The 3,210-nt window shown below is 66.9% G+C and carries 3 protein-coding genes; all 3 read right to left on the bottom strand.

The window, feature by feature from the left end; all coding sequences use genetic code 11:
• On the bottom strand, window positions 1-332 hold a 332-nt coding region (locus tag ACTQ1S_RS09105; RefSeq protein ID WP_441547548.1), incomplete at its 3' end, for a hypothetical protein.
• A complete protein-coding gene (locus ACTQ1S_RS09100; RefSeq protein WP_441547547.1) occupies window positions 329-2,740 on the bottom strand; it encodes a DNA cytosine methyltransferase in 2,412 nt (803 codons plus the stop codon). The genes ACTQ1S_RS09105 and ACTQ1S_RS09100, both read right to left, overlap by 4 nt.
• Window positions 2,740-3,174, bottom strand: a complete 435-nt coding sequence (gene ssb, locus ACTQ1S_RS09095; RefSeq protein WP_441547546.1) for a single-stranded DNA-binding protein — start codon at window positions 3,172-3,174, stop codon at window positions 2,740-2,742. The genes ACTQ1S_RS09100 and ssb overlap by 1 nt, the downstream gene beginning before the upstream one ends.
• Window positions 3,175-3,210 lie beyond the last annotated feature (36 nt).

Below are 3,210 nucleotides of genomic sequence, written 5' to 3'. Positions count from 1 at the left end.
CGCCAGTCGGGGCCGATGAGGTGGGTGTCGTCGTCGTCGGGCAGGAGCGGCACCCAGCCGCGCGGACGCCAGCCGCAGCCGCTCACGAGACCATCCACGAGCGCCTTGATGGTCGGGTTGAGGTTGTGGGCGTCTCGCCGCCTGCGGTCGGGGTAGGCGACGTGCACGGTCAGGTGGGCGCGCTGCATCTGGTGCGGGTCGTGGCCCTGCGTGACAGCCGCCATCTGGCGGAGGTTGCGCACGAGGCTGGCCTGCCGCGCCCAGTGTTTGCGGTCATTGGCGGTCACGATGAGTGCGCGGGGCAGCTCGAACTCGTAGGTGGCGGTGGTCATGCCGCTGCCCCCAGCGCTTGTGCGCCACAGAGACCCAGCCAGTGGGCCACGTTGACGGCCACGGCGTTCCCGGCCTGCATCTGCTGTTCACCCTGATTGCCGTGGATGATGTAGTGCCTCGGGAAGGCTTGGGCGTTGGCTGCCTCCCGTGGCTTCAGCATGCGGAAGTAGCAGTCCTCGACGTTGATCGCCGGCGTCAGGACGCCGTGCTGGTCTCGTGTCGCCATCGTGGATAGCGGGTCGGCGACGGCGGGGTAGGGTCGAGAGCCGCGCCGGAAGGGGATAACGAGTCCGTGGTGGAAGCCAGCGCCTGTGAAGGTTGCCAGTGGGTCGCTCGTGCTGGATGGTTTGGCGTGCCTGCGGAGCGTGACGAGGAAGTCGGCGCCGCTGGCCCGCTGGGTGCGCATCGGTGCATGCACGCTGGTGCCCTTCTGGTCACCTGCGCCGCCCATGAGGTAGGACACGACGCCGAGCTGGGTTGGGAGTGGTCGGGATGCTGGGCCGAAGTGCCGTCCACAGCTCCCGCCGTTGTTGACGCTCATCACAAAGTCGCGGTCGAAGTCGCCGCGTAGCAGCATCTCCAGGCCGGTCTCGACTCGGCGCATCGTGGACGCTGCCAGCGGTCGGGTGCGGTCGCCGATCCTCGTGCCGACGTCGGTCCAGTCGATCGCGGATGCGGCGGGCCTGACGTAGGGCTCGACCCTGCCGTGATCGCCCTCGGGGCAGACGTAGATGTACTGGCGGTCGTACTTGCCGATGTGGCGTCCGGGCCGCTTCCACCACTGCATGGCTGCCACGTCCGTGCCGCACTTCTCGCACCAGGCCAGCGGTCGCGGCCGCACGTCGGGGGCGGGCACGCCCTTGCGGTTGAAGACGATGTACATACGGTCTCGCCACTGCGGTGCGGGCGGGTTGGTGTCGGAGCCGATGTGAGCTGCGGAGACGGAGACGAACTGGGCGGTGTAGCCGAGGGTGGTCATGCCCGCCAGCCATGTATCGAACAGCTCCCACTGGGCTGCCTCCACGACATTCTCGATCATGACGAGCGGGTAGCGGAAGATTTCGGCGGCGCGGATCACCTCCCAGAATGTGACGCGGGTCCGCTCGAACGCCTCGGTGGGGACGTGGCCGTGTTCCTCGAACAGGTCGAGTTGTCGCGTCCGTTTGCGGTGTCCACCGGCCGGTGATACCTCGGTGCAGATGGGGCTTGCCCACAGAACGTCGGTGCGTGGCAGGTAGCGCAGGTCGATCGCGGAGATGTCGGCGCACAAGTGCTCAGTGTCGGGGTGGTTGGCGGAGTGGGTTTCGATCGCTCGCTGCCAGTGGTTGGCGGCGACCTTAATGTCGTATCCGGCGCTGCGGAGGCCGGTGGAGCTGCCACCCATCCCGCAGTTGCCGGTCCAGTGAACCCTTCCGTCGCGACGACACAGCCACGTCCCGTGCTCGACTGTGGGGCACCAAACGACGCCCGTGTGGTCGACCCACTCCACCCGGTTCTGGCGCAGGGGTTTCGCGGTGTCGCGGCCCATGAGGGCTACCGTCCACATTGGCACTTCGGTCCCGCGATACCGCTGGTGCCACGTGCGCACTGACGTGGAGTGCCCGGCCAGGATGGCGGCGAACTGGAACGCATCGCACCGATCCGGGTCACCTTGGGTCAGAGTCGCCTCATGGGTCAGGTCACGAACGCGACGAGTCCCGTCCGCCAGCATCGAGACCTCGATAAGAAGGTCGAGTTGCGCCTGTGTGAGGCATAGCATCCACTCGTGAGCAGGGGCCTTGTTGACGAGTGCACCCGCAACTGGCGCGGCGGCAGCGCGGTTCAGCCTCCAGCAGCGCTGGTCTCCCCAGTCGCTCACCGTCCAGTAGGCGCGGCCATCGGTGCGGCGTCCTGGGGCCCCATATAGGGCGGTGAGTGCCGCAGTGATCCGCCGGCAGTTGTCCGGGTTGTGGCTACGCGACTGATAGATGTGTAGCCGTCCATGGGCGCGGAAGTTACCCTCGGTCCATGCCCATCCGACCAACTCCACCAGTTCGTTGCGGACACCGGAGGCTTTCGGCAGGTTGAACGGGGCTGAGCGCTTGACCATGGACTCCGACGTGAGGTCCCTGGTTGTGCGCCACCGCATCGTGGCGCTGCCGCCGCGCCTATTACGCTCCCAGGTGGGCCACCGGTGGTCGGCCGTAACGAGCGCCGAGATGCCTTTCCCGTGGATTCTGAGCATGCGCTCGTCGGTCGCGTCGAATCGGTGAACCTGCTCGACGGGGGCAAACCCAGCGATGCCGGTTTCGACATTCAGACTGGCGACCAAGTCACCGACCTCAACCTCGTCATGCAGTCGCCAACCGTGAACGGTCAGGATCTCGGTCTGCTCGTCGGCGCAGAAAAAGTCAACGGCGGTGAGCATCAGAATGGTGCCTCTCCGGTCTGGCTCGCCCACGGGTCATCCTGGGGCTGCGGTACCTGCGTCGCCTGCCCGCGTTGGCTGCGGTTGACGATGGCGGTCTGGGTGCGCAGCGAGGGTCCGATGTCGTCCACGGACAGCTCGAAGGTGGTGCGGCGCTGACCCTCCTTGTCCTCGTAGGAGCGCGACTGGAGCTCACCGGTCACGATGACCCGCATGCCCTTGCGGAGGGTGTCGGCGGCGTGCTCGGCCATGTCGCGCCAGACGGTGCAGCGCAGGAATGTGGTGTCGCCGTCGATCCAGTCGCCGGTCTTCTTGTTGTAGTGGCGGTGATTGTGGGCGACCGTCATGGTGGCGACGGCGGCCCCGGCCTGAGTGAAGCGGACCTCGGGCGCGTCCGTCAGGTTGCCGCAGATGGTGATGGTGTTGGTGCTCATGATTGGTCCTCTCTCTGGCCGCAGTGGGTGCAGCGG

Origin of the sequence: Collinsella sp. LCP21S3_D3 (genome assembly GCF_052118305.1) — a bacterium.
Lineage (GTDB): Bacteria > Actinomycetota > Coriobacteriia > Coriobacteriales > Coriobacteriaceae > Collinsella.
The sequence above is the reverse complement of the archived record's forward strand: the minus strand, read 5'-3'. Positions and strand labels throughout refer to the sequence as shown.

Excerpts from the sequence above, each read along its gene's own strand:
- ACTQ1S_RS09100 (WP_441547547.1), bottom strand. The coding sequence starts at position 2,740 with ATGCTCACCGCCGTTGACTTTTTCTGCGCCGACGAGCAGACCGAGATC.
- ssb (WP_441547546.1), bottom strand. The coding sequence starts at position 3,174 with ATGAGCACCAACACCATCACCATCTGCGGCAACCTGACGGACGCGCCC.